Source organism: Rhizobium sp. SU303, from assembly GCF_021052345.1.
Classification (GTDB): Bacteria; Pseudomonadota; Alphaproteobacteria; order Rhizobiales; family Rhizobiaceae; genus Rhizobium; species Rhizobium laguerreae.
Genome location: NZ_CP088095.1, coordinates 1,876,912 through 1,902,835 on the forward strand (window position 1 = coordinate 1,876,912; position 25,924 = coordinate 1,902,835).

The following is a 25,924-nucleotide window of genomic DNA, read 5'->3' on the forward strand; positions in this document are numbered from 1 at the left end:
ATTGGCCAGAGAAATTGCGGAAAAGATGGGCGTTGATAGAAGAGGAGGTATCATTTGTGCGAAGGCGTTCTCTTTCTGTCCACGGTAAACGGTGGCATTTCGGCGGCGGTGCTCATGCGGGATCTTCATCATCAGTGCTGTCTATACGTGACTGGCCTGGGCGCTTTTGACGGCTCTGCTCGTCCATTCGGCCAGCTTTTCCTCTCGAGAACGCATGGTCTGCTTCGCTATGAAAATCCGGATGATGGTGACCATATACCTCTTCGATAATCTTCTCTGTTGCAGACAGGTATTTTGCCACAAGAGAAATTGAAACGCCGGCCTGCATCAACCACGTCGCGCAGGTGTGTCGCAGAGTATGGCGATTGACTTCTCTTCGTCGCTCCTTGTCGAAAATTTTTCCCTTAAGAGTATAGAAGCCCTTTCTTGGAGATACTGGTCGTCCACGATACTCAACAACATAACGCGATCCCGGACGGCCAGGAGCGCCTTTGTGCCATCGTCGCATGTGCATGAGGAGAGGGCGGGGAATGCGAACCGGATCTGCTCGCTTGTTGGCCGGTGTCATCTCGCCGTCGGCCCGGCGATAGAATACACCGTTTTCGAGATCAACCCACGGGCGGCCCGGCTCCCTGATGTAGCTCGCGCGTTCGATCCTTTCCGAGCGAGTTCCTGTATAAAGTCCTGTAAGAATGAACCGGGCTATATGAACCGTGTCTTTGCGTCGGTACGCGGAAAGAACCAACAGCGCGATTTCACGCCGCGTGTAGAACGTAACGCGGGATTTGGCTTTAGCGGGCATAGCATAGTCAAGTGATCTGCCTCCCTTATCCACTTTTCCTTTCTTTTCGCCAAAATTTATAACGGCTCGCAATACTTCGAGTTCGGACCTTACCGAATGTTTGTTTCGGCCCCTCTGGTATTTGAGTGACGATTCTTCATTAATCTCAGCAACGTTCTTGCCGCCCCAGAATGCGTTCAATCGTCCTATTTGGACAAGAAGCGCTCTCTTTCTTTCCGGAGGCATGCCTGCGATCCAGTCCTCTTTGCGCTTGAGATAATACGCAATGAGGTCCGCTATAAGGACATGATTTGCTTGGTTTGGTCCGGTCAGTGATTTTGCGGCATGCTTTGCTATGTTGTAGTCATGAAGCTTCAGCTCAGCCGCCGCAAAATCATCGACACCGCATCCTGTGGCAACGTGTCTTTCACCATCCCGAATGATCCAGGTTGACTGGTGCGTGACACGACCTCGGCGGTCGTATCTGACTTTTCTGAGCAAGAGATGTGGTTCCTTTTTACGTCGCGGCATGATTCTATCCACTCCTTGACTATACGTTTCGATAAAAAGAGGCGTCGATTGATCGTTATGGGAATCATTTCCCGTCTGCGAATGGCTCCTCTCAGGACCTTGACGTTGATGCTGAGTGAGGGGCTGGGATGATCATTTGTGGAGCCTAGAGTGCCTCCGAGTTCGGCCAGGCAGACTGCTTGCCGAAGCGTAATCGGAGCATCCAGATCCGCCGATTGGCGTTCAAGAGACAAACTGCCGGCTGCTCCAGCAGGCGGAATTCCCAAACGCAAGAGAATGGATTGAATAGCGGCTATTGCTGCAACCAGGTTGGCAGGTGTCCATTCCTTTTCACTATCGAGCGGTCGCGCTACACCACTCGTCGCGTCGTGCCGTGTAGGCACGGACTTCCCATCATCGAAGCCGTTTGTCACGGTCAACCTCCGAATTGTTTTCGTTGTAATGCATGGCTACCGCTGACAACCGCAGGCGCCAAATGTGCATCTCCAGGATGTGCAAAAGGTCATGAAATGTAAACTAGCCCTATGGAGCTAATCCTCCTGCTATCACTTTGAAACAATTTCATAATTGTTGACAACGACACACCTTTGACGCGTGTTCACCGCATGCCAATTGAATCCTTGCTGAGTTAATTGTACGTCCTTAGATTGATGCTTCATTTTGCTCACAGCATGAGTATTTTGGTCAGGCCGTGAGCAAAGTGCTCAAACTAAGGATTCGTCGGTGGTGCTGGCATCCAGAAGCAAGAGAGCTCGAAACACCGCATAGTTTTCCCCTGAGGTTCGCGACCTGCAATCTTAAAAGACACCTTTTGGTTGATAACTCGTGGTCGCCTACATCCCCGCATCTGGAGCTGGCGGTCTGTCGGATGATGCCCGAATCTTTTGCGCGACGCCTTATTGGGGGGCTCTTCGATCCTTGCCCGCCTAGACACCGCCGGATACGGAGTGGTCTGCGTCAAGATGCGGCGCGTCATTTCGCCAGCGCCCGGACGACGTAGTAGTCACGGACCTGGTTCGAGTGGCAGTGCGTCGGGATCCGGGCCAGGGGCAGATTCTAGCGCTTGGCACGGTCACCACCGCGAAGACGTGTTTGCGGACGTAGCGCAGGACATCAGCGTGCTGCTCGTGCGAAAAGGCTGCCGAACGCGCTCCGTGAAGATGTCAACCGAATCCTTGACCAGCAATATCCCGCGCTACTGCCATATTGATCGAACATTCTGCCCTACTTGGTAGGATCGCTACCGAACTGTTCGAGAGAGAAACACTGACAGTGGAGGACATCGACGAGCTGATCGCGGACAGTGTGGCGGAGACAAGGCAAGCAGATATGCCCGCAATATCGGTACACGGAGCATAATCGCCATTCCTTACTTCAAAATCATCAGGAATGTTGACCGTCAGGTCGTGCGCTTTTTGAGGGCTTCACGCGGCCGGCCCTGTGTCACGAGCTTTCGTGGCTTAGCCCGTTCCGCACGAGCTGAGTCCTCTCGCGATACCATATCCGCACGATTGCCGTCACGCTTCGCATCGGACCCGAGTGCCGGTCTGTCGGCGGGGACGTGCGGGACATCATCCCCTTCGTTGGCAGCCATTTCACAAGCCTCAAGAATAGAGCCAAGACGTCGGCATAGTAGCTCGTTCCAAGCTTAGGCGCCATCATTCCGTAGGTAGCAGTCGCGCACCGTGGCGGTGCGCCAACGATTTCACATCCCGCTACGAGACTGCGGCCGCTACTCACTGAAGTCGACGAGATACTCGGACCCTGGCCGCAGGCCGGTAAGAACCAGATGTTCTCGCGCGCGGGTGCACGCTACGTAGAGCAGCCGCCGTTCCGTCTCGTATACGTCGTCAAGCTCTGCCTCGTCGGCGGCATCCGCTACGCGTTCGTCGAAAGGTAGAATTCCTTCATCACAGGCCATTACGACTACGGCGCGAAATTCCAGACCTTTCGCCAGGCTCATCGGCGACGTGGCAACGCCGGCAGCCTCATCAATTCCAGGCACGCTTGCTCGGGCACGCGGGATCAATTGCGGTGTCCGTACGAAGACGCCAATCTCATGAGCGGCGATACCTTCGGCCAGCCAGGCTCCGATTGTCGCGCGCACGTTGTCGGCTTCCTCGCGCTCACTCTCGAAGGTTCTGATCTCCGGCGGCGGGCCTGAGAAAACGGAGACGATACCTCTTCGCTCGTCCTCAAGCCCATCGGTGTCCCGTAGAATGTTGGGCAAAAGCTTGTCAGCGGCCCGCCGGATCTGCTGCGAAGTGCGATAGCAGACCTTGAGCGTATGCGACCTGCCGCGAACGTCAATGCCCAGCCCAGCCCACGAGAAGGGGTGCTGGAAGATGCGCTGGCCGACATCGCCAGATAGAAAAATGGCATCCGTAGTGGCTGGAGCTAGAGCTGCAAAAAATCGGAGCTCGGCTGGCGCAAGATCCTGTGCCTCGTCGATGATGATGTGGTCGAATGGTTTCGACCTGCGGTCGAGGATTGAACCAGCAACACTTGTAAAGACCTCAGACCAGGTGGTGTATCGCTCAGACGATAAAGAAGCGCGTACCGACGCAAACACGGGCCAGAGCCGCTCCCGCTGATTCGGACCCAGTCGACTTTTCCGCCCCATTCTCTGAACGGTCGCATAGGCCTCCGGCGACGTGATCCCCCAGGCGTCGATCACATTGGTCCATTCCGACAGAAGGAAGCGATCCGAAAACCCCTTCAGATCGGTTCTGCTCGCGGCATCGTGGAGCCGTTCCCTCAGCATCGGTTCTGACGCAATCCGCGGGCGGACGCCATGTTCTAGCTGATGCATCTGCTCCGCGATCCCGCGAAACGAGGCAGTTGTGATGCGAGGTACGATGCCGCCAGTCTCCGGCGCGAGCACGAGAAGCTTTTTGGCCATCGAATCAGCGAGGGGCTGCGAGAAACTTGCCAACAGGATCCGAGCATTCGGGTTCTGCCGGGCCAGCCGGACCGCACGATGGATCGCGACGATCGTTTTACCTGTCCCGGCCGAGCCCGCTACGCGGGCAGGTCCCGCGAAGGTTTGGTCAACCAGCGCCCGTTGCGAGGGATGGAGGAAAACACCCCATTTCTCCCAGGGAAAGGCGAGTGCCTGCTCCAGTTCATCCTGGTCAGCAATCGGACGAATCCTGCGCAGCGCATCTGGGTGGGAGAACGGGTCTGCGGCGGCAAGGGTCGGCGCCGGCAATGTTCCAGTCGCCGCATATTCGAGCAGCGCTTCTGAGGCCTCCGCCGGGAGGTGCGCTGCAAGCGCGAAGAAGACATCCTCGTTGGCGCCGCGGACATCCGCGAGCCAGTCTTGCGGGACACCCGCTGAAAGAAGCGCATCGTCATCGAGAGATGCGAACAGGGACGGAGACGGAGAAACCGTCTTCGGTTGCCTCGCGGGCTCCGGAAAGGCGAAATCGAACGTCGCCGGCGGTGCTACGTCCTCGACGCGCTCGCGCACTTCGACGATTTGTATCGCGCCAGTCCGCGGATGCGCCTCAATACGCCGGCGCTCTGCCCACGCATAAGCCGCGTCGTGATGGTCGACATAGGCGACCAACACGCTGTCTCTCGTCCTGTGGACGATCAGCCTTAAGTCCCGATTGACACGAGCCGACCAGAAGTTCGGATCCTTGCTGTTGTCAATGCGATGGAGCTGCAGCCCATTGCCGGACGGATCCATCTGCAAATCAAACACACTCGCCTTGACTGCCTTCTGATCCACGCTTGATAGTCGGTTGAACGAGGCCGTGAATGTCTCTGCAATCAGGAAGTTCACGTCACCACCTCACTTCCATTGTGCGCGCAGCCGGTCGAGCTGTTCACTCCAGAATTCGATCTCATCAATAAAGGAATATCCGAGCGATCGCGAAAGGTCGAAGAAGCCCTTGCCCGGTTGCAGATCGTGCTTGTGAACGACCAGCGCGGTGATAAGTGGTCGTCCGCCTTCGTGCTCATCAGTGGAAATTTCGCCAAGAAAGTGGGCGAGCCGAGGGTCGTGCGGCTCCATCTGGACCGCCGAAATCTTACTTGCCAGTTCTGAGTAGGTGATCGGGTCGCAGCGCTTCGCTCTTTGCCTGAGAATGGTTAGGGCCTCGTCCTTTGCCTTCTTCCAGGCCATGGCACTAAATCCGTGATTGAAGTTTTCCCGCTGCATATTCCGCTAGGCCCATTGATCAGAAAGGTTGTGACGAGTTCCGAGCATATAGAGGCCACTATGCACGTCCAGTATACTCCAATCCGATTTACCCTTGAGGAGTTCGTGCATCAGGGCGTTATTTTCGTAGATGGCGCCCGGCTCGAATGCCTCGTCGTCAAGTGCGTTGCCCGCAGGTTTTTGAGACAACAACTTCGCCTGGTGTAGCAGCGCGAGACCCATATAAATCGGTCCTCCTGGCGGAAGCATGACTTCCCGGTTCTTAAGCGTGGAAGCCAGGGCAGGCTCCGAGAACAATGCCACCATAAACATTGCTGTCGCATTCCAACTGCCTATGTAGCGCGGCCGCTCTTCTGTTTTTGACAGTATCGGCTGGAGCCAACGCTCTTGCGCGCGGCCATAGCTCGCAAGATCATCTGGCAAATCTTTGGGCAACCTGACCTTTTGAAACATCGCATAGCCGCCAGTGAGAGACTGTTCGATTGGGGTCGGACCGCGCTCAAGGTGAAATGTCTTCGCCTTGCCAAGTGACGTAGCATCAAGTTTTGAAAGGACCTTCGTCGCGTGGTCTGTAAAGTCGTCGTGTATCTGGGCTAGATGCCCCCATCCTAGGCCGACGGCGAAGCAGACGTGCCACGGGTCGCGATCAGGAAACTTGGCCAATTGGTCTGTGATTTCATCGAACGCGAACTTGTTCAGCTTCTTACTGCCGTCGTGAAGGAGTTGCTGGACTTTTGATCGTGCTGGGCCTCCGCCGATGCCGCCGCCCTTCGCGCAAAGTTCGTTGAAGGTTGTTTGGACCATATTGAGCGGCTTTGCGATCTTCATGTTCAAACCCCGAACACCTTCATCACTTCATCCCCGAAATGGTTGATGACCTTCACCGCAATCTTCCCCGTTGCCGGGCGTTCGAACGGGCGTGACGTGTCCGAATAAAGCGTTGCCCAGGCGTCCTCGTCGATATCAGCCTTGAGCGCCGTACGCAGGCTCTTGTAGGGGTCGTTGGCGCCGAGAAAGTAGGCGTGGCGGACGAAGAAGCTTTCCTCATTGTAGTCCGTGTCGACGAACCAGGCGGCAATGCCGGCGGTGTCGTTCGAGCGGATGTCGCCGGTGTTGGGGTCGAACACGTCGACGCCGTTCACCTTGACGCGGATCTGCGGCCCACCGTCGTCGAGAATGTCTACGTCCGGCTCGCCGAAGACGACAAACATGTTGCCGCGCCCAGTGTTCTTCAGCTCCTCCGACATGTGCATGTCGGGGTTTATGCGGGCCTTGAGAATTCGCAGGCTGCCCAGGCTCCCGAGTTCCGACGAATGGGCGTCGAAGTTGAATGCGCAGGCAATCAGCACGTCGAATCGGCCATCGACCGCCTCGCGCGCGGCGGCGACGATATCCTGCCGCCCAACCGTGCCGTATTCCGGACCAATGAGGATCGCGGCGCGGCGTTCCGGTCCGTTCTCGCCCTCGATGAAGGTGCCGCTCGCCCCAATGAACTTGCCGCCTGGCCAGGGCGTCAGGCTATCGAAGGTGATGCGGTCAACCCTATCCTGCTGCTTGACACCCTCCGTCCTGAGATAGTCGATGACAATCGCCGCGAAGTCCTGTCCAGCCAAATCTGCGTCAGCAGCAGAACGCTGGCCTTCTGCGGCCTCGACGTCAGCGACCAGTTCCTCCTCGCTCGCCGGCAGCACGCGATGAGGCGAAAGGCTTTCCACGGTGAAAGGCCCGGCGACGCGGACGCGATTGCTGTCGGCATAGGGCTTGTCGTAGAGATATTCGACCTCGGCTCGCGCAGCGATTGAGGCGTCGATCTCGGTCTGTCGGGCGATTCGGGCTTCCCACCAGGCATTGTGGACACCTCGAACATTGTCGGACCACGACCTCTCTGGTTCTGGCGGGACCTCCCATTCCTGCCAGTCCTTGCCGACAAGCTGGTTCAATTCCGCACGACGCGGCTCAAGCACCGCCTGCCACTTTTCCCAGATGTCGTCGATCAAGGGGTTGCTAGCAATCGACTTCAGCGTGATGTGCGGCACGCGCTCGTATACGAATCCTTGGCGGATATCGTTGCGAATCGGCGTGTCCGGCTGCGGGCGCTGGGTTAGTGCCGTCTCCTTTGTCCGTCCTTCGCGGCTGTCGGCGAGTAGATACCAAGGATAGCGCGCCGCCATCAGTCGCGTACGTGCTAGCGCTAACGCGACCCGGCTCGTATCCATCGTGATCCAGCGTCGGCCCCACTGCTCGGCGACATAAGCTGTAGTGCCCGAACCACATGTTGGATCGAGTACAAGATCGCCAGGATCGCTGGCCATCAAGATACAGCGCTGTACGACGGTCAGCGCCGTCTGAACGACATACACCTTGTCACCGCCGAATTGATTCTGCCCTACAGTATCCCCCCACAAGTCTGACAGCGAATAGGCGCGAAAGTCATCAAGATATCGGACGTAGCCAAGATTGTTCTTCCCGCTAAGCTCTATACGTCCGGCTCGACCGAGGCGACCCATTCCCATTTCGTTTGTCTTCCATCGAACTGACATGGACGGCCTGACTGTCTCGCCGTTGATCTCTACGGGAAACCATGAGGCAGCGCCTTCGCCTTTAGCACGTCCCATGCTTTGGCTTGTGATATTGTCGCGGAAGTAAACTTTCCAGCCATCCGGCAGCGTAGTTTCGCCCGATAATTCCTTTGCGCTGAGTACGCGTCTCTCCCCAAACATGGAACGGGCGTTTCGATACCCTGTGCCGCCCTTCTCGCCGGGGCGTTTCTCCATCCAGTATGGTCGAAATTTCAAAGCTTCTTTTTGCTTCCCATACCAAAGAATATGGTCGAGTGTAGGGGCAATGTGGTCACCTGTAGAACTGCTCGTCTTAGCGAACATGATCTCAACGACAACGTTCTCCTCTCCGAAAATCTCATCCATGATGGCACGAACTCGGTGAGCGTTCTCTGCGCCAATCTGTACAAAGATGGACCCACTCTCTGTTAGCAGATCGCGCATCGCGGTCAGGCGGTCGCGCAGGTAGGTGAGGTACGAGTGAATGCCGTCCTTCCAAGTGTCGCGAAAAGCCTTTACCTGTTCAGGCTCTCGGCTGATGTCGGTTTGTTTGCCGTCTTTGACGTCACGGGACTGCGTCGAGACCTGCCAGTTCGAGTTGAACTTGATGCCGTAGGGCGGGTCAAAGAAGATGCATTGCACCTTGCCGCGCAGGCTCTCGCGCTCGGCCAGGCTCGCCATCACCTGCAGGCTGTCGCCAAGGATCATGCGATTCGACCAGTGCTGATCGTGCTGGTAAAACTCCGCGCGCTGGTCGGGCTCGATGCCGTTGAAGTCGGCGAAGAGGTCTGGCGCGTCGGTCTGCGCCTCCCTGTTCGCTGCCGTCCGGCGCTTCAGGTCATCGATGATCGCTTTGGGATGGATCTTCTCCTGAATGTAGAGCGGCGGCACGTTGACGACGAGGTCGGACCAGTCCTGCCGATCCTTGCCACGCCAGACGAGTTGCGCGTCCGAGAGCGTGAGCCGCCCCGTCTCGGCCAGCTCCTGCATCTGCTCGTCGGAGATGGTGATAGTCGCACCGTTCCAGATAAACTCGGGCCTGCCCGGCTCCTCCTCCGTCCGTGTCGTGCCAGGGGCAAGCGGCCGCGCCCGCGCATAGTGCTTCGGCGGCATCGGCGAGGTGTCCTCGTCACGCCGAAAGAAGCTCTCCATCTCCGCCGTTGGAATGTTGATGCGGCTGGCGCCAGCATGCTTCAGCGCATCGATGATGTGGGGGGATTTGGGTGTACGGGCCATTAGGTCAACCTCGCTCCAGGGGAGCCATAAAATGTCGGATTCCGTGAAGCTTTACCAAAGCGGCGATCTCGCCGGGCAGTTCGTTCTCGGTGACGAGTAGCGCCTCGACAGGTGTGGCCTCGCGAACATCCATGGCTTGCCGCACCGCGCGATACTTGACGCATTGATATACGCCGCGTCGCAAATCTACGTCGTTAGAAATACGGGACTTGACCTCGACCACGATGGTGCGATCGATCAGCTTGTAAACCACATCGATCCTGTCACCAGAGTCCAGATCAACTTCAGTGTCAGTCGTCGCCAGAGCGAAGGCGTTGTCGACCAATCCGGGATTGTCCTTGATCCACAGCCGAAGGGCCTTGTGATACGGTCCCTCGCCACCGCTGCCATAGTTTCGACCGGTCTGGATACCGTCCTTTTCGGTACCTCGCTTGCGGTCGTCGCGCTCATTCTCAATCGCGCGCTCATCAAGAGATGTCCCGAAGACCCTCCGGTAAAGATCAGCCCAATCGCCTGCGGAAACCTTGTAGACTTCGCCCGCTGCTCGCTCGAAACTGTGCTGCCAAAGGCTTGGGGAGCGCTTCTTGGCGTCGTCGCGATCAAGACGCTTCTCTTTAAAGCGGCGTGCCATAAACGAGCCGGCGCCCTTGCTGGGCTGTCGATCCTTTTGGTTGACCGCAAGGACGTTGATTAGAGGAGCGGTCGGCTCGACCTTTTGGATCTTGCCCATCAGGGAGCCGACGACAAAACCGAGGCGCGTCCTAAAGATAGTGGAGAAGCCTGCCTCGTTTTCGAGCTTCGCGCCAAGTTCTCCGTAGGTCATCGTTGAACCATCCAAGGCAACGGCGATTAGAAATCGCATAGTCGGCGCAAGCCCATGTACGATCAAGTTATCGTTTGTCGCCGCATAAGGCTTTCGTTCAACCATTCTTCGCCTCCAGCAACCTTACGACGAGCGCGGAGAAGTCGTCCTCCATCACCGTCCAGTCCCGAAACTCAGCAAACTCCCAGCGACCGAAGCCACCGAGGGCATTGACACCCTTCACCCAAAGGTCTCGAGTCGTCTGAGCCTTCGCCTTGTCAGCTTCATCGCGAATGCCCTTGACCTCCAGGATGATATTGAGCGGTTCCCCGCCGCCGTCATCGAGCCGCACAAGGAAATCCGGGACGTAGCGGCGCAAGACGCCGCCATCGAGATATGGAATTTCGAAGCCCATCGCCTGGTTCTTGGCATAGGCCACAGCGCGCGGGTGCCCTTCCAGCGTCAGCGCGAGCTGTTCCTCCCAGGTTGAATCGAGGACGACGTGGCTGATGTGGCTCTTTGCAGGCCGAGCCCCAGTCGTCCAGCATGGCTTTGATGTGATGAAGTTTACGTGCCGCGTGGACCCCTTGGGATTATACGGATCCAGGACCGCAAGGATTCGACCTTCGCCGCCGCGCGTGAGCGCAATGTCAATCTTCTCCGCTGCGCGGGTAAGCTGGTCTTGGTAGAGGATCGCCCCAACCGGTACGCCCTTCGTGACGAGGTAACCCTCGTCCAGCCACCGGCGCGCCAGCCGTTGGATTTGCGGAAAGAGATGTTGTTTAGGAAAGCCGTCATCGTCACGGAAATGCGTGTAGAGAAGGTGCTTCGCAAGGTTAAAGCTGATCTCCGATGGTCGCAGACGCTCGAGAACGGCCGGCGTAATCGTAACGCCGGCACCGACAATGCCTTCCATGACGACCGAGGTCGGTCCAATGTCTTCAGGCGTTATTACCAGGCGGCTGTCGTCGTTGAAGACGGCTTCCAGCTTCTCTGATGGCAGTTCGCGCCGGTAACCGCTGACGCGCGGGAAAACGATCTCAAGGCTTGCCCGCTCTTTGATCGCGTGCACGCGGGTCACGGGTTTCGGCTTCGTCGGCTTTGCAACCTGTGGAGCAGATGCGAAGTCGAAGGGAATGCCCATGATATCGGCGTACTCGACGTCGAACAGGCCAGTGCGCGGGTTCAGCTCGTAGGACTGGCGGCGCAGCCCCCGACCGACCACTTGCTCGCAGAGGAGCTGCGTGCCGAAGGCGCGCACGCCCAAGATGTGGGTGACGGTGTTCGTGTCCCACCCTTCCGTCAACATCGACACCGATACGACGCAGCGGATTTGCTCGCCGAGACGGCCGGGACGGCCGACGGTGTTCATCACCTCACGCAGCAGTGCGCTCTCGTCTGTCGCGGCACCGATGCTGCCGGCGCCTTCCCGGTCCGCCATCTCGCGCCTGAACTGCTCGATCTCCGCCTTGGCGGCCTCGTGGAATCCTTTGTCCAGCGCATCCCCGGATTCGATCTGGCGCGAGTCGATGAGCAGTGTGCGCGGGCGTGGCAACCTAGCGCCGTTTTCATCATAGTTCCGGAACAGTTCGAGATGTCCTGCATGGAAGGCAGCGCGTTCGCCCTCTTCGGCGTCGCCTCGCTCGAATCCTGCGATCCATTCGAATACGAGCTTGGAGATTGCGGTGTTCTGGCAGACCACGATGAAGACCGGCGGAACCTCAATTCCTTCGCGTTTCCAGCGATCGAACTCGCCCTCGTAATGACTGTAGAGGGCAGTCAGGGCAGTCCTGAGCTGGTTGGGAAGGTCGAACGGGCTGAGCTTGTTCGCGCCGGCTGCGGTTTTGGGAAGGTCCTTTCCGATGTGTTTCCAGAGATCGCGGTAAATCACGGAGTCGGTCTGCACGAGATTGTCCGTCACTGGAACGCGCGGAAGTTTCACGATGCCACATTCGATCGCGTCGATCAGGCTGAAGTCGGAAACGACCCACGGAAACAAAAAGCCTTCCGGATATCCCGATCCTTTCAGGAAGAATGGCGTCGCGGAAAGATCGTAGACAGCGCGAACACCCTTCGACAGCTTTCGGTCGAGGGCTTCGATACCATTAATCCAAAGACGCGCTGCCTCCTCGTTCTCGGCTGCCTCTTTCTTATCATCCCCAGTCAGGGGGCCTTCGGCGTCTCCATCCACCTTGTGGCGATAGCAGTGATGCGCTTCGTCGTTGATTACATTGACGCGGTCGAAGTTCAGCAGTTTTTCGCACGCCCGCTTGAGCATGTCGGCATCCGTTTCGGTGGTCTTCACCGGCTCCGGCGAATTACCCTGTAAGAAGCTGCGGGCAACCTTGGGCAGCGCAAGCGTCTCGCGGTGCTGGAACGCGTGGTAGTTTGTGATGACGATCTCGGCCCGGCGAATGTCCGGCAGCATCTCTGGCGGCACGATTTCGCGGGTCTCGTAGTAATTGTCCGCTTCGCTGGGCAGGAGAACCCGTAGCCGGTCGCGGATGGTGATGCCCGGCGCGATGATGAGAAAGGCGCGCGAAAAATCTTTCGAGGCGCGTCGGACAGCATTCACTGTCTGCCAAGCGATCAGCATCGCCATCACAGTGGTCTTGCCGCTGCCCGTCGCCATCTTCATCGCCAGCCGGAATAGCGCTGGATTGGCTTCCGCATTGGCGGCAGCAATGTCATTGACGAAGGTCTTCGTGGCGGCTCGCTTGGGGGCCACCTCTGTCAACCAGATGATCGTCTCGACTGCTTCAACCTGGCAGAAGAACGGCTTCGGCCCGTTGAACTGGTGCGTCCGCCAATGCTCCAGCAGTCGCTGCGTCGCTGCCGTTACCCCCCAATCGGCCGGATTATGTAGCTTACGCCAAGTGTCGAGATGTCCCCGGATCGCGTTGATCAACGCGTTCTCATTGTACGACTCCAGATCCAGGGACGCCTGGGATGCCGCCGCCTTCTTACGAGATGCCGGAACTGGGACAATGAATCGGGAGGCGCGACGACCTTGCCGGGGCTCGCCGTCGAGAGGCTGACCGTTCTTATCCAGCGGATGATGGAATTCCGGGGCGCGGTAGGGTGAATTAAGAATAGGACGTTCGTAAAAGCTGCTCACTACTAACGCCCCCGAGAACGTCGATTTCGATTGTGGTGTCTCGGTTGCAACTCGTAACGTTGATACGGGGCGACGACCAGTGGGAATTTGAATGCGAGAAGTCCGCATGCAAGTGTGAAAGAAGTCCTTCACGATAACCAACTTCTCAGAGCTGCCCCGTATTGATGGGAATGCCCTTTAGTATTGAATAGCGTCATCACCAACACAAAAGCAGGCGTAAGATGATGAGTATGCAATGGCTTTTGGCAAAAGCGCCAGGTTTTCACGAATTGCCGGAAGCGGATCGCGCCGCGATCTTTAGCTTCACATTCCTATGGAGCCTGTTCGAGTCCCAGGTCATGGGCAACTTCGCGCGCGCCGACTTGATCTACACGAAAGCCGACGAGTGGCATGAAGCGGGCACGCTCGATGCCGATCAGTACGCACCGGAGCTGGCTTATTTCCGGCAGCACTATTTTGCCAACGGCACCTTCACTCACCACTTTCCGCACCTGAACTTGCGACCCGCAGATCAACCCCTCGTCAAGTCGGTGCTTGACGGCAGCAACAAAGATCCGCGTGATCGGCTTCTCACCGTAATGATTATCGTTTGGCGGTTCCGCAACAACCTTTTCCACGGCGAGAAGTGGGCTTATCTGCTCCGCGACCAACTCTCGAATTTCACTCACGCCAATGCGGTTTTGATGCGGCTCCTAGAGCGGCACGGGCAATTGGCCGCGTAATCGTCATTTATTTTCGCAACTAATGGACACTCACTGTCCCTTCTGCAGTTCCTACGTCTTTTCTGGCGAAGCGTCCCTACAGGTTGTAGAAATAGGCCCAGCATGATCTAGTTCGACCCGTCTCACAGCCTGCGGATGTCCGGAATGAACGACGATGATGTGAAATTCTTCGAGCTCCGGAAAGAGGGCAGAACCTACCTGACCTCTGTCTTCACGCATGGATCGATAAATCCCGAACGACGTCGCAATATTCGCTGGGTTCTTGAAGGAACCGGTCAAGTCCTGCTCGGGGAGATCGAAGGTGCTTTGTGCCTGCGCCTGACGGGCGAGAAGAGAAAAACGCAAGTGACGGCGCTCGTCAGTCAGGATGATGGCGGCATACGGCGCGTCACGTTGCAGACGTTCCAAAGTCGAACCGGCGACTGGTATCGGGGATACGACGAGCATTCGTTCACTTTCAGGTCCGGCGAATTCGCAAAACTCGTTTCGTTTTTGGAAAGCATCCGTTTCATCGATCGGTCGAACGAGGGCCGGTTCGATATCCGCGACATCTCCGTCGGCCACGGTTCGAAGATTATCACCGACGCCTCAGACGAGGCGCTTCTTGCCCGGATCAAGGATCTGGATCACAAGCAGCGGGAACGTCTCCTTCGTGGCATACAGGCGGACCTAAGCCAGACCGAAATCAACCTACTTCTTGGGCGTAGGCAAGGTCTCGAGGAGTTCGAACGACAGCTCGGGGCGGACCTGTGGGCGGAAGCAAGCTGGCAAGACTTCTTTGAACGTCAGAGTTGGGTCTTTGGTTACGGTCTGGACTACAGGATCATGCGGCCGTTCGACCGTGAAATGGTAGTCGGCGCAGGGGGAACAGATGATCGCGACAGGCCGACGGTCGATTATCTTATGAACTTCAACGACTACTCCGTCCTCGTAGAGATCAAGCGTCCCGACACTCCGATCTTCCAACAACGCCGGTCCGGACGCGCTGGCACGTGGAGGTTCAGCAACGAGTTCATGGACGCTATCTCGCAGGTACTCGAGCAGAAGGCCGAATGGTTGGTACAGGCGCAGACGGGGCAGAACTATGACAAGTCCGGTAATCGTCGTCACACCACGAGAACCCGCGATCCGAAAGCGATCTTGGTCATTGGGCGTCGTCGCGACATCGAAGGCGATGGAAGCGCTCGCGACGCCGGGGTTAGACGCGACACTTTCGAGCTTTTTCGGCGCGACACTCGAAATCTGGATATCGTAACATTCGATGAATTACTCGACCGTGCGCGGTTCATTACCAGAGACTGATACCGTATGACGTTCCGCCACTCGAACCCCAGCTCGCGGAGGAACTGCTCGTTCAGGGCGGGTATCTTTAAGTGACAAACCGTAGGTTCTTCGAATTCTTTCAGCACGAAGCCGGCATGGAGGCGCCCGCGTACCTCCTCGACGGCGGCGATTAGTCAGAACACTGTCGATCGCGTAACTCAAAAGACACTCCGCCCAACATTCGCGCCTTCTGGCTTGCCATGTCAAAGTTGAGCTTGGATTGCGCACTGCAACCCATTGACATGTATTTTCGTCGCCTTCAAACCGATGTTCAGGGTGAAGTCATGTAACTGATCACGCGCATCTGGGTGGCTCTTAATTTTAATGTCAGTGCTTCTGCGCACGATCTCGTCTTTTCCTTCGGGTAGGACCACCAACGAGTTGTTTGCTCTGCTGGACGTGGAATTCGATCCTCGCAGGCGTACAGAGCTTTATGCGGAACTCTCCGCCCTTACTGAGGCCGGCAAGATCAGTCGGGATCGAAACGGCCGTTGGCGAAGTGTCGCCTCCTTCGTACGGAAGGTAGTTGCCGCAGAGAACTCGGACGGAAGAGAAGCAGCGACGGCTCACCGTTCGACGCTTCTGGCAGCCGATGCGATTTATCGCTCCCGCGTTCAGGAGGCCATCGCTGAACCTGATGCAATCTCGGTCGGCGTGGATCCCAACGCGTTGCTGCGATACTACCGGTCCGCACTTCGGTCGGATCCGAGAGGCGCGATCGCGCAAATTCCGGATCGCCACGGCGTTCAATGGCACCTCATAACGGGCTTGGGGCCGTTGACGCCCGAAGATGGCGAGCAGCTCTCAATATCGGTGGTACTCGATGACCTAGCCGACGAGTTCAGAAAAGCTCTTCTCAAACGCGAAGCGAACGATCAGGCTCTAGCCATCGGCTGGCCCATCGCCGTCGGTCGCAAGCAGGGAGCGCCCATCATATGGCCGGTCGGACTGGTAAGCGGCGAATGGCGTCGTGAGCCAGGCCATATCGAGATCGTCATCGATACCGACGACATCGTACCCAATCCCGATTGGATAAAAGGTGCGGCCCGCAGGGCGGGCTGGACGGAAGCCAATCTCCGCGAGGTCTTCACTCAGCCCGAAGGCATTGGCTTTCGACGCGACGAATTCCTGAGCCGGCTGCGTGAGGCCGTCGCCGGAGACTTCAAGGGAGCCGTTTCCGGAAAGAAGCTGAAGACAGAGCTCGATACCGAGGCCGTCGGGATCTATGACATCGCCGCCATCTTCATTCCCACCGACAACACGTTTACGACTGGCGCTGTACGCGATCTTGATGCGATTGCGACGTGGTCGACCGAGCGCCTCAGCAGAACGGCGCTCGCTCCCATTTTGGGGATTCCGCACGACATTGCAGGCATCGCGCCGCCAGTTGTGAACGTCGGTTCGTTGAACCGGGAGCAGATCCAGTCCGTTCGACTTTCAGGCACCTCGCCACTTACAGTAGTGACGGGTCCGCCCGGCACCGGCAAAAGCCAGGCGATCGTGTCTATGGCGGCTTCCGTCCTCGCGGCGGGAGGAAGCGTGCTCGTCGCTTCGAAGAACCATCAGGCGCTCGACGCGGTGGAAACCCGCCTGTCCAGCATGGCCAGTGAGGCCCAATTTCTAGTCAGAACTCTCGATCCCGCGAGAGAGATCGACCGATCCTTCCATGACGTCCTTACTACACTGCTTCAGGAGCCGTCGGGAGGTGGGGCAGAAGTCGACCGCGTCCTTCGCTCGAAGCTGACGAATCTTTGCCAGGCCCGCCTCCGGGCGTTGGATCAGCTCGACGAGCAGGGGAGATTGAACAGTGTAGTGGCCGATCTACTCGAGCGGATCGAGAGCCGAGAGATCGATGCGCGCGGTAGAACGCCGACCGAGACGAAAATAGCTTCTCGCATCGGCATGCTACGACGCCTGCTGCTCGTCCTTCAGAGGATCCTCGGCAGATCGCCTCCTGCCGTTGACCATGGTGAAGCAGATCTTGAAGCCGCCGATCTTCCACGGCTGCTGCATGCCTTGGCGAAGACCAGGGAAGAGCTCGCGGTGATAAATATAAAGGCGGATCCCGTCGCCCTGACCGAGGAGATCGCAGCAGTTGTCGGCGCCATCCTGCCGCGAATCCTTTCCAACCGAGCCGCTCTGCCGGAAGAAGAGCGGCTCGAGCTCGGTGAGGAAAAGGCCAATCTTGAGCTGATGCAGAATTTCCGATCGCTTCCCGCCGGGATCGCGAGCAAGGTCGTAGCGCGCAGGCCGCTATGGCTCGCATCGGTGCTGGGCGCCCCGCGTCGAATACCTCTCGTCGAGGGCCTCTTTGATCTCGTCATCTTCGATGAAGCCAGTCAGTGCGACGTCGCGTCGGCACTGCCCTTGTTCGCACGTGCCAAGCGGGCGGTCGTCGTGGGCGACGACAAGCAGCTTTCGTTCATCAGCCAGCTCGGCGCGGCGCATGACCGCAATCTCATGCAGGCGCAGGGACTGGTCGTGGCGAGCATGGGACGTTTCGCGCAGAGCAAGCAGTCCCTTTTCAATGTAGCGAACCTGATGCCTGGAACGTCCAAGGTGATGCTGCGCAACCAGTATCGGTCGGCTCCTGATATAGTCAGCTACATTAACGATCAATTTTACGGAAAAATGCTTCGGGTAGCCGGCGATGAGAAGACGCTGAGGCCCCCGGTCGGGCAGAAACCTGGTATTGAATGGGCAGACGTGAAAGGACCGACCACGCCGATGGTTGGCAACGTGAACGTCGCCGAGGTGGCGGCCATCACTGCGCAGGTGGAAACACTTCTTCTGAAGCAGGGTTATACGGGATCCATCGGAGTGATCGCGCCCTTCCGTCCGCAAGTGCAGGCGCTAAGCGAAGCCATCGGCGCAGCCCTACCTGCTGATCTGCTAAGCCGGGCGGAGTTTCGCGTGGGGACAGTGGATTCATTTCAGGGGCAGGAGCGAGACCTCATCCTCTTTTCGCCTTGCCTTGGCTATGCGAGTGCGACCAGCGCCCTGACATTTGTGCAGAAGGACTGGCGAAGGCTGAACGTTGCAATAAGCCGCGCAAGGGCTGTTGCTCATGTGTTCGGAGATCTTTCCTTCGCCCGTTCGGGCAAGGTGAAAAGCCTCCAGAAACTTGCAGCATATGCGACTGAGCCGAGGCCGCGCGTGGCGGAAGGGACATTCGACAGTTCCTGGGAACACATCGTGTATCACGCGCTGAAGGCCAAGGGCCTGGAACCCATTGCTCAATACGAGATCGCCGGGCGCCGTCTGGACTTCGCGCTCTTCGGCGCCGGCGACATCAAGCTCGACCTGGAAGTCGACGGACGCCGCTGGCATGCGGACATGGACGGCAAGCGGAAGCTCGCCGACCACTGGCGGGATCAACAACTCAAGTCCATGGGATGGCGCGTGCGCCGCTTCTGGGTGGATGAATTAGCTAGGAACTTGGAGGAATGCATTGAGCTCGTCGCAGAAGACCTTTCATAAGTCGCGGCGCTTCAGCTACGTCTCGGCGGCGCTCGGCCTCATCGCCATCGCCGGCGTCGGCGCGGCGATCGTTCAAGTGGATTCTCTCGAGAAGACCTACGGCGCGATCCGCACCGACATTGCGAGGTTCAACAAAGAGCGTGACGATGCTCAGATCCGTCGCGACGGAATTCTCACGGACGTTTCTGAAAGGACGTCCGAGGCCGAGGCGTTGCGAAGAGCGATCGCAGTTCTCAACGCAGAAAAGGCGAAAAGCGCGGCAGACCTCGCCGATCAGGAAGAGAGGATCGCTAAGGCGTCCGACACACTGAAAGACATCGAAAGTCGATCTGCGGCCGCAAACGACGCCATTGCGAAAGCCGCTCAGGCTACCAAAGAACTCGCGGACCTTCGGGCGCGAAGCTCCGATCAGGAGAAGACGATCACGACCAACCAGAGCCGGCTGGACGAACTGAACGACGGCATCGAAGTCGCGGAGAAAAAGAAGCAGACCGCCGACGACGCCGCTAGCTCGTCGGAAAGAGAGCGCGACCGCCGTCTAGCCGAAGTGAAAGACCTAGGCGAGCAAATCGAAGATCTCGACTCCAAGAAGCGGGAGCTAGCGGATGCGGAAGCACGCAGGAAATCTGCACAGTCAGATCTTGGTGAAGCAACTAAGAACATTGCCGACAAGACCAGAGAGGCCACGGCGCTTCAGGCTCAGCTTGGCTCCTTGCAGCAGCAGATAACGAAATCCAAGGACGCCTCGTCTTCGATCTCGGCGGATCTTGCGAAGCTCGAGGAGCAGAAGTCGGGTCTCGAAAAGGAAATCAACCAGCTCGAGTCCAGCAAGGCGAAGGCGACGGGCGATCTGGCGGCGCTTCAAGGCGAGGCCGAACGTGCGAGAGCCGACGCCGCGGCAGCAGAAGGCCGCGCGAAGGTCGCGCAAGACATGTTGGCGCAAGCTGGTCGGGATCTTCCGACTGTGAAAGCTCAGCTCGATTCGATCAAGTCCGACGTCGGCTCTGCGACGGCGCAACGCGATGCGATGACTAGCGAGGTGTCGAGCCTGAAGGCGGCGAAAGCGAGCTTTGCGCTCGATAGGGCGGAGGTCGATCGCACGTCGGCCGAGAAGATGACCCTTGAGGGCGCGGTCGCCGATCTCGAGAAGCGGCGTTCCCAGATGTCTAAGGATATCGAGATTGTCGAGGGCGAATTGACGAAGTTGAAGAATGAGCTCGCCGAGCTGAGCGGGCGGCGCGGAAGCCTCTCGCAGGAGGTCGAGACGTTGTCGGCTTCAAAGGCGGCGTTGCAGCCGAAGACTGCGGAATAGGGACAGGCCCAATGCTCACGGAAAACATACTGCTTCTAGTCCTCACCGCCGTCGCGCTCGTCGCTCTGATCGGCGCCCAGACTGTCCTGGCAATCTACCATGATCGCGCAGTTTCGGCGGCCGGCCCTACGATGACCCTCGAGTCACTGATTGCAAGCATCGACCAGAAACGAAACGCCCTCTCCGATATCGAAAACGATCTGGCGGAGCGGCGGAAGGCGCTGGCGAACATCGCCGACGTCCAGGCCGACTACGACGCTACGAAGCGGCAATTGGACGATCTCAAGACGGAGTGGCTTCAGCAGGACGAGCGACGCGCGGAAGTGCGGGCGGTGCGCGAAGAAATCGAAGAGAAGATCAACGAAAAACTCGCTGTCGAGTCCGACCTGGCAACGGGTCGTGCCGACCTCGAAGCCGTTCAGGAGCGGCTGGCGGCGGCCGAACGCCTATTTGCCACGAACGACGAGATGAAGCGGGAGCATGCGGCGCTCGAAGCCAGGCTGGGAGAACTTCGGTCGGAAGCAGCCCGCCTCTCCGAAGCGCAGGAGCGAGTGCAATATCTTGAGGCCACGGCGTCGGAGCTCGCACGGGCCGTGGCACAGGACGAGGGAAGGTTGGAAGTTGCAACCCGCGAACTAGCGGTCGCGCGGGAAGCGCTGGCTGCGGAACAGCAGGCCGTCGCGACCGTGCGTGCTGAGCTTACGCAGGCGGCGGCCCGAGCAGCCGCGTCAGAAGAACGAGCCATGGCCATCGAAAGCGAGATCGGCAAGCTCGACGAACGCAGGTCCTCGCTCATGGCCCAGCTCGCGAGGCTTGAGGATAACATCGGCGAGGCGGCAGGTTCTGGCTCCGGCGGAGAAGATGACGACGACCGCATCAAGGAGCTGATCGCTCTTCCGCCGGTGCTCGAGCACATGAAGATCTGGCCCGAACGAGCGGGCGAGAACGAGGACGAAGCCATCACCCGCGTCAAGCGACGTCTTAGCGAAAACGGGTTGCAATACCCCGACCGCACCGTCATGGCGTTCCATACCGCGATGAAGACGAACGAGACCACGCAGATGGCCGTCCTAGCAGGGATTTCCGGCACGGGCAAAAGCCAGCTTCCGAGACAATACGCCGCCGCGATGGGGATCGGCTTCCTACAGGTGCCCGTACAACCCAGATGGGATAGCCCGCAGGATCTGATGGGGTTCTACAACTACATCGAAAAGCGGTTCCGTCCGACTGATATGGCTCGCGCACTCTACCAGCTTGACACCATAAACAATACCAAGAGTGAATTCCAGGACCGGATGATGATGGTCCTTCTGGACGAAATGAATCTCGCCCGCATCGAATACTATTTCTCGGACTTCCTAAGCCGGTTGGAAAGCCGGCCGAGCAGCGACAGGACGGGCGAACGGTCGCTCCGCAAGGATGCGGAAATCGAACTCGAGATCCCGATGCCGCGCGGCAAGAATCCGCCACGCATCTTCCCCGGATACAATCTGCTGTTTGCGGGCACGATGAACGAAGACGAGAGCACGCAATCCCTGTCGGACAAGGTCGTCGACCGGGCCAACGTCATCAGGTTCGCGGCCCCGAAGCGAATTCATACGAGCACCCCGTCAGGGAAGTCGCCGGAGCCCGAGGCACTGTCGGCCAGGCGTTGGCGAAGCTGGGTCCGGTCGGTTTCCAATGTTGAAGGTGACGCAGCGGTTACATCACGTATCGAGCGCATGGTCGAAGTCATGACGGACTTCAAGCGGCCCTTCGGGCACCGTCTCGGCCGTGCTATCATGGCCTATGTCTCCAATTATCCTGGCCGCGGCGGCGACGTTCGCATTCCTCTTGCAGACCAGATCGAGATGCGTCTTTTACCCAAGCTGCGAGGATTGGAGGTAGACGCCAACGACTTTGCTTTCGGCAAGCTCAAGTCCTTCGTGTCTGACGATCTGCAGGACGACGCGCTTGCGCAGGCTATCGAGACCTCGATCCAGGCCGCGCGGGATAGCGCCGGTCAGTTCGTTTGGAATGGGGTCAGCCGCTGATGCTGCATCTGGCTCGTCCGTGGGATCGTTCAGGGTTGGAAAGCTTCGGACCCAGCGATTGCCTGGTTAGCGAAATCGCAGGCGACGCTCCGCGCAGGGGCGGGCATGCCCGCCTGATGCGCACACAGTTGCGCGACGGCGTGCGCGAGCTGATTCTGCATCCCTATCCCAAGGGAGGCTACGCGCTCAATCCTCTCCGACAGGGATTTCCAGTTCGTCCGCGAACGGCGAAAGAGCATGAGACGCCGGAAGAAGTCAGGGCGCGCGAGCTGCTTCGCAGGATGAACGAAGTTCTTGCGCGTGTGCAGGAACTCGGGGAGGCGTTGGAGGACCCGATCGACGTCTGGTCACGATTGCGGCTCGCGTGGGAGCGCGCCGAAAATGAAGAAGATCCACGAATGGCGGAAATCGTCCGTCAGGCCGAGGACGTGCTTCCGACACTGAAGGCACTCGAGCCGCGCATTCGTCGGGTGCTTCGGCGGACCCGCGAGCTCGTTCCGCTCGACCGCGTACAGGAGATGGATAGGGCGTCGATGCGCTGGCTGGTGCGCCAGCCTGGCCGTAACATCGCCGAAAGAGCGGGGGCCAGCCAGCGAATTCTCGCAACCGTTCGAAGGGAGAACTTCGACACGCCGGAAAATCGCGTTCTTCATGCGTATGTCCGCCTCGCTTCGGACGTCGCCAGAGAATGGATGCAGGAGCATCCCCGCGCCAAGGCAAGCAAACGTTATATGGAAGTCGACGCGTTCGGCCGTTTCTGCAAGACGTTCGCCCGCATGCTCGCGGAACTCGAAGTCCGCGTCGCCGACACCGGAATCGTTCCGAATTACGTCCTCATGCAGGATTCCGGCTATCGGGCCATTCACGAGGCCTGGCGGCGGTTGCTGGAAGAGGACAAGGTGCTCGACGACCTATGGGCGTGGCAGGCCGAGACATGGACGGATTTCGCAGTCCTCGCCATGGTACTTGCCATCGACGAGCTTGAGGAGTCCGAACTCGTCGCGCAGTCGCCGATAGTTTGGCGCGCGGAGGCGTCGCTGGGCCGATGGTTCGAGCAGGACCGTCCTATAGCGGTGTTCTGGCTCAAGAACACCGGGCGCATCGTCGAGGTCCAGGCCCGGCCCGAAGCGCCCGGCACGCTTCTAGCACTGGCGCGAGCTCACGTCTCGCTGCGCATCACTGACATCTCGCGAGTGGAGCTGCCAAGGCGGGTGGCGGTGTGGACCCCACACACGATGGAAAGATTTGATCTCTCGGAAGCCGTCCTTCGCGCAAACGATCGCCTGGCTGACATTCAACCGTTCGGACAGACGGAAGTTCTTCGTAACGGACTAATCCTTACGCCGTCCCATGGACAATTCGAGAAGCACTCCGCTACCGGCCCGCGGACCCATGTAGACGCAATTGCATTCGAAGCGTTCGGCGATGGTCTTCGAAGCGGACTGGAAGCGATCAGAGCGTTCGCGCGCAGCGAGATTTATAGAGCTGGACCATGAAGAAGCTCACCGGCTTTGATTTGAATGGCTGGCGCGACTCCGCGGCGCGGAACTGGGTGGTGCTGGCCGACGGCGAAGAGCGGGAGGTGCCGTCGTCGATCGTGGACGGCGGTCTGAACGGTGTTGTGGTTCTGACTGGTGCAAAGGCCAATTCAGGCTTCGTCGGGGGCGCGCAGGGAGCGCTTGCTCCGCACGGTCTTGGAGACGGCTGGGGAAACGTGGGCGAAGCCGGCAAACGTGTGAGGGTGCGAAGCCTTATTTCCGGCGAGGGGTCCGTCGAGCAGTTGTCGGCAGCGTTCAGAGGCATGGCACCACAAGCAGACTTCGGCGTCGGCAGCCTGGACGATCATCCAGGCGTCAGCGAGCTGCAGCAGGAGCGATTGCTTGCCGCATTGCGAAAGGCGCGAAATGCCACTCCGCTGCTGGTGTGGCGCTCGGTGCTAGCCGCGTTGCACGCCATTGAGCTAGGGGCGATCGAGCATGGGCAATTGGTGGGGATCGTCAGTCACGTCGCCGACGGCTTCACTGTCCAGAAGCTTCGTATCCGCCGGGAGAACAGCCGTGGTCAGTCCCTTCTGGCGCCCGAACGACGGGCGGTGGGAAAGCTGATGGCTTCGGAACTTGGATACGACGGTCTTGCTCTTCGAGCCAGGGAAGCGGTGCTGAGCGCCTCGCAGAGCGATAGATATGAGCATCTGGAATGGGCTCACGCGCACGGTCGTCTTACCGTAGGCCTAGGGGCTTCCCCTGAAGTGCTCCGTTTGAAGAACGGATCCTGGGAAATTCTGGATCCGCCATTGGAAATGCCCGTCGGCAGTCTCCCGGCAGCTCCCGATATGTGGCAAGAATTTCAACGATGCGACGTCGTACTGTTCGAGACTCTGACCGAGGGCGCACTGAGCGACGGTCTCTTTGCACGTGCGGCTAACGCCGTGGGAAGATCGCCGCTGCGTTTGACCGCGACCGCGGTCGCACAGGGAGCGTTGACGGCGGCTCGACGCCTTAGCAGACGCGAGCCGGTGTATTTCGACTTTCTACCGCAGATTTCGACAATCGTTCAGCGCCGCGACGCAGCGGAGAACTTTGATCTCATCGACCCCGAAGCTACGCTGCCAGCCGGGTCAGTCTATCGAAGTCCGTTGCCCGCGCGTCTGGCAATTCAGGCGGGCCAGGACCGGTTTTCGATCTTCCTACGCAAGGAAACTGCGGACCTTCCTCGAAAAGCCGAAGTCGTCATCGGTACGAAAGTTAATGAAGCGACCCCCGTCGATCTATGGGTGGAGCAGAGCCCGGCGTCTGGCCGTGCCAAGATCCTCGTACACGCGCAGAAGCTCGGCAATCAGTTCCAAATCGACTGGGACGGCGCTGCGGAGCTATCGACCCGATGGGAGGATCTCCTCGACGGGTTCAAGAGATCGCAGCCAACGGTTCCCGGACGTCTCGTGCTACCGTGCGGGCCAGATTCCTGGAACGACAATCCGCGCGGCGACGGACTTCTTAAGCTGCTGTCAAAAAATGTCACGGCGAGCGCGGTAGACTGGACGGCGTTGGCAAAACGCTTGGCAGCGAGGCCTGGCGGGCGTTACGCGATCTCCAGCGACGGCGAGATTCCTCCCGGAATCGGGCAGGAGGCTGTCGCTCAACTGGACACGCTTATCCTGCGAGCGGTGGAGGATGTCCGCCACAAGATCGATCAGTGCCAGGACGGAACGGATTCCCTCAGGTTCTTGACTTGGCTCTTCCGACGCTGCCCCGAGCAGGTCTCCGCCTGGCTGTTAGATGCGTGGGATCAGGAGGAGCGAGGAGGTCACCCGATCTTCAAGATGGGCAGCCACTGGAAACTAGCGTACCAGGGACTGGGTCGTATCGCCAGCGGCGAGGTCGTCGAGCTTCAAGCCATCCGCACGATGCTTTCGAGGACAATAGATACGTGGAAATGGCAGAGGGAAACGGCTGCGATGGCGTTTCTCCTGTCGCGTTCCGAGATCGCCCCACGGCTTGTCAACAGGACCGAAGCAGAGCGGATTGCGAAGCGCGTCCTTCGAGAGTTCAAGGAAAATCTGGGCTCGACATATACCCGTTTCCAGTATGCTCCGCTTCTTCTGGTCGGTCTGCTGCGTTATCGGCTCCGCGAGCCATTCGCACTCGTCATCGGCCAGGACCCCATGGCAGATCGTCTTGGTCAGGCTGTCGAAGCAACGCTCGATGATCTCGCCCACAGAAGTAGGGCAAAGCCCCTCGCCAAATACGGTCGTATCCTCGAGCAGACGCTTGAAGAGCTGCGCGGAGAGGGCTCGAATCCCGAACTCCTTCTCGATATTTTTGGTGGCGCAGAAGAAGACGAGCCGGCCGGATAGTAGCCCG

At 58.7% G+C, this 25,924-nt stretch carries 14 protein-coding genes; 7 read left to right on the top strand and 7 right to left on the bottom strand.

Going from position 1 to position 25,924, the window contains the following annotated elements; all coding sequences use genetic code 11:
- Positions 1 to 112: 112 nt before the first annotated feature.
- The 7 genes from RlegSU303_RS09470 to RlegSU303_RS09500 all read right to left on the bottom strand — a co-directional run bounded on the left by RlegSU303_RS09470 (position 113) and on the right by RlegSU303_RS09500 (position 13,194).
- Entirely contained in the window at positions 113 to 1,312 is a 1,200-nt protein-coding gene (locus RlegSU303_RS09470; protein WP_231283742.1) for a tyrosine-type recombinase/integrase, read from the bottom strand.
- Positions 1,313 to 3,044: 1,732 nt separating this feature from the next.
- Positions 3,045 to 5,102: a 3'-5' exonuclease gene (locus RlegSU303_RS09475; RefSeq protein WP_231283743.1), complete on the bottom strand. Its 2,058-nt coding sequence runs from the start codon at positions 5,100 to 5,102 to the stop codon at positions 3,045 to 3,047.
- A 9-nt stretch (positions 5,103 to 5,111) separates the two neighbouring features.
- The gene (locus RlegSU303_RS09480) at positions 5,112 to 5,444 is read right to left on the bottom strand and encodes a hypothetical protein (protein ID WP_231283744.1); all 333 of its coding nucleotides are present in this window, start codon (positions 5,442 to 5,444) and stop codon (positions 5,112 to 5,114) included.
- A gap of 42 nt (positions 5,445 to 5,486) precedes the next feature.
- Positions 5,487 to 6,308: a hypothetical protein gene (locus RlegSU303_RS09485; RefSeq protein ID WP_231283745.1), complete on the bottom strand. Its 822-nt coding sequence runs from the start codon at positions 6,306 to 6,308 to the stop codon at positions 5,487 to 5,489.
- Positions 6,309 to 6,310: 2 nt separating this feature from the next.
- Positions 6,311 to 9,274: a site-specific DNA-methyltransferase gene (locus RlegSU303_RS09490; protein WP_231283746.1), complete on the bottom strand. Its 2,964-nt coding sequence runs from the start codon at positions 9,272 to 9,274 to the stop codon at positions 6,311 to 6,313.
- A gap of 4 nt (positions 9,275 to 9,278) precedes the next feature.
- Entirely contained in the window at positions 9,279 to 10,202 is a 924-nt protein-coding gene (locus tag RlegSU303_RS09495) for a hypothetical protein (protein WP_231283747.1), read from the bottom strand.
- Positions 10,195 to 13,194, bottom strand: coding sequence for a BPTD_3080 family restriction endonuclease (locus RlegSU303_RS09500; protein WP_231283748.1), 3,000 nt, complete (start codon positions 13,192 to 13,194; stop codon positions 10,195 to 10,197). The genes RlegSU303_RS09495 and RlegSU303_RS09500 overlap by 8 nt, the downstream gene beginning before the upstream one ends.
- Positions 13,195 to 13,415: 221 nt before the next feature.
- Between RlegSU303_RS09500 and RlegSU303_RS09505 the strand changes: the two genes are divergently transcribed.
- The 7 genes from RlegSU303_RS09505 (at position 13,416) to RlegSU303_RS09535 (ending at position 25,917) form a co-directional block, all read left to right on the top strand.
- A complete protein-coding gene (locus tag RlegSU303_RS09505) occupies positions 13,416 to 13,916 on the top strand; it encodes a hypothetical protein (RefSeq protein WP_231283749.1) in 501 nt (166 codons plus the stop codon).
- Between the two features lie 144 nt (positions 13,917 to 14,060).
- On the top strand, positions 14,061 to 15,218 hold the full coding sequence (locus RlegSU303_RS09510) for a Shedu immune nuclease family protein (protein ID WP_231283750.1): 1,158 nt from the start codon (positions 14,061 to 14,063) through the stop codon (positions 15,216 to 15,218).
- A gap of 345 nt (positions 15,219 to 15,563) precedes the next feature.
- Entirely contained in the window at positions 15,564 to 18,719 is a 3,156-nt protein-coding gene (locus RlegSU303_RS09515) for an AAA domain-containing protein (protein WP_231283751.1), read from the top strand.
- Positions 18,720 to 18,795: 76 nt separating this feature from the next.
- Entirely contained in the window at positions 18,796 to 20,031 is a 1,236-nt protein-coding gene (locus RlegSU303_RS09520; RefSeq protein ID WP_231283752.1) for a hypothetical protein, read from the top strand.
- Positions 20,032 to 20,303: 272 nt separating this feature from the next.
- Complete coding sequence (locus tag RlegSU303_RS09525) at positions 20,304 to 22,064, top strand: McrB family protein (protein WP_231283753.1); 1,761 nt, start codon at positions 20,304 to 20,306, stop codon at positions 22,062 to 22,064.
- Positions 22,064 to 23,560 (top strand): DUF2357 domain-containing protein, encoded by a 1,497-nt coding sequence (locus tag RlegSU303_RS09530; protein WP_131706926.1) that lies wholly within the window; start codon positions 22,064 to 22,066, stop codon positions 23,558 to 23,560. Before RlegSU303_RS09525 ends, RlegSU303_RS09530 begins: the two co-directional genes overlap by 1 nt.
- Positions 23,557 to 25,917, top strand: a complete 2,361-nt coding sequence (locus RlegSU303_RS09535; protein WP_231283754.1) for a hypothetical protein — start codon at positions 23,557 to 23,559, stop codon at positions 25,915 to 25,917. Before RlegSU303_RS09530 ends, RlegSU303_RS09535 begins: the two co-directional genes overlap by 4 nt.
- Positions 25,918 to 25,924 lie beyond the last annotated feature (7 nt).